Source organism: Marinomonas vulgaris (assembly GCF_018145875.1).
Lineage (GTDB): Bacteria > Pseudomonadota > Gammaproteobacteria > Pseudomonadales > Marinomonadaceae > Marinomonas > Marinomonas vulgaris.
On record NZ_JAGSSV010000054.1, the window covers coordinates 1 to 2355 of the forward strand.

General features: G+C 44.0%; 1 protein-coding gene and 1 pseudogene. One reads left to right on the top strand and one right to left on the bottom strand.

Going from position 1 to position 2355, the window contains the following annotated elements:
• Positions 1–76 precede the first annotated feature (76 nt).
• A pseudogene (locus J9B83_RS15650) lies at positions 77–648 on the bottom strand (helix-turn-helix domain-containing protein); the annotation flags it as partial.
• Between the two features lie 298 nt (positions 649–946).
• Here J9B83_RS15650 and serC point away from each other — a divergent pair.
• Complete coding sequence (serC, locus tag J9B83_RS15655; protein ID WP_211537717.1) at positions 947–2131, top strand: 3-phosphoserine/phosphohydroxythreonine transaminase; 1185 nt, start codon at positions 947–949, stop codon at positions 2129–2131.
• The last annotated feature ends 224 nt before the right edge of the window (positions 2132–2355 follow it).

Consider the following 2355-nt stretch of genomic DNA (forward strand, 5'->3'; position numbering starts at 1 on the left):
TGTTGCCACCGAATAAAGCGGAAGAGCTGCACTGGAAAAACTATAAAACCGTGGCCAGTTTTACTTGACCACTACATTTCAGCAAAAAATATAACTTCCTTGTACCGAGTCTAGGCATGAAACGACGTATACCCATGACCAAACCTTTAACGACCGAGAGACTGTTCTGCCGCATTAGCTGTCTCTGCTCTTGTTGATAGACAGCTTGCCTACTAATGCCAAGAAGCCTACAAGAACGACTTAAACTGATTTTTTCTTCAGTTTGAAGGCGTCTCGCTCCTTGGCTATATACTTTTTTCTCAGGTTCATTCCATGCTCAGTATCCAGAATATCAACCACCGTATTCAGTAAACGGTTTCTAAGCTGTTCATCTTCCAATTCTCGTTCAAGTCTTTTGATGGTTTGAGCGGGCGTTTCTTTTGCTTTAGGGGATTTAGACATGGGCAGCCTCACTTTGGTAGACCAGTCCATTTTGCCGTGTTTTCGAAGCCAAGTCAGCACCGTTGATCGACCTTGGATGCCATAGATTTTTTGAGCTTGTTTATAAGTCATGTCGCCTTTTTCAATAGCCATCACTATCTGCAATTTAAAGCCCATTGTGTAATCACGTTGAGTGCGTTTACGCTTGGTATTACTTGATGTCTCCATAATAGGTCTCCTAGATGTAAACCTATTTCAGGACGGGACAATTTAAAGTAAAAAAGCCCTTCCATGCGAAGAGCTTTTTGCGTTTTAAGATGAGGTGTTTTTTGAAGAATGTTCACTGTTGTGGCGTTTACTTTTTAAATGCACTTTTCTAGTTCATATTTTTCCATACCAATCTTATATCCCTAAATTTCGTCAAAACTGGTACCAAAGAAAAATGAAGTTGGTACTAAGCGCAAATAGCCAAGGACAGCATACTGGGGTTATCACAGTTTTGTCACGATAACGAAAGGATAAAGGAATGAACACAGGTACTCATCCAGCGCTTATTGGCTCGCTTAGTTCAACGGCACCAGCTGAAGACATTATTAACTTCAGTCCAGGGCCAACGTCTTTACCTAAAGACGTTGAAACTAAAATTGCGGCGATTTTCAATACGACTGGACTGACGTCTTTGGCGTTATCGCATCGAGCACCTGAATTTCAGGCCATTCTAGATCACGCTATTGCCGCGGCTCGAAAAGTAATGGCTATTCCAGATGATTACGAAGTGTTGTTCACTCATGGCGGCGGACACGGTCAGTTTGCTGCTTTGCCGTTGAACCTTTGTCATAACGCGTCTGATGTGGCCACTTATGTTGTAAACGGTACCTGGTCTGTACGTGGTCGTGATGAAGCGCAACGTTATTGCCAAGTCGAAACGATAGATGGACGTGATCCAGAAACCGGCGATTACACCTATTTCCCTGAATTGACAGAAGACAACATCGACGTCAACAGCAAATACGTTTACCTGTGCTCCAATGAAACCGTCAATGGCATTGAGTTGCACCGTTTGCCTAAGCTGCCTGAATCCCGTCGTCACATTCCATTAGTCGTCGATGCCAGCTCAGACTTTTCCACCAAGCCGATTGACTGGCACGGTTGTAATGTCGGTGTTTTGTTTGCCTGTGCGTCTAAAAATATTGGCCACCCTGGCGTCACTATGACGGTGGTACGTAAAGACTTGTTGGGCGAAGACAAGGCATCGCCACTTTGCCCAGGCGTGTTTAATTACACCACCAACAGCGAAGCGGGTAACCTTTGGAATACCCCTGCGACCTTTAACATCGAAGTCATCGGTCATGTTATGGATTGGATAGAGCAAGTGGGCGGCGTAGATGAAATTGAACGTCGTTGTATTGCAAAAGCCAAGGCCATCTATGACGTAATTGATGAATCAAATGGTTTTTATGGTTCACCTGTGCCAGACACCACATTAAGAAGTCGCATGAATGTGCCTTTTAACGTGAAAGGCGGCGACGAAGAATTAACCAACGCTTTCCTAATCGAAAGTTGGAATGTCGGATTGATTGGCTTACGCACTCTCACCCCTTTTGGTGTGGGTGATTATCTAAGAGCTAGCCTATACAACGGCGTATCCGTCGATGATGCAAACAAACTGGCGGACTTTATGCGCCACTTTGCCAAAGAGCACTCTAAGTAATAAGCCAAAACATAGGTTTGGTGTGTTTTTATAATAATTTTATTAGCAATTGGAACTAGGAAGGAAATGAAGATGCGTAAATCTAAACTGATCGGAACTCTTTCATTGGCAGCAAGCTTAGTACTATCTGCCAATGCTTTTTCAGCGACTTGGAAAATGGCCGTTGGCGATGGGGGTGGAAGTACCCAAGAGGCGCTAGGGCTTAAATTTTCTGAGCTGCTGTC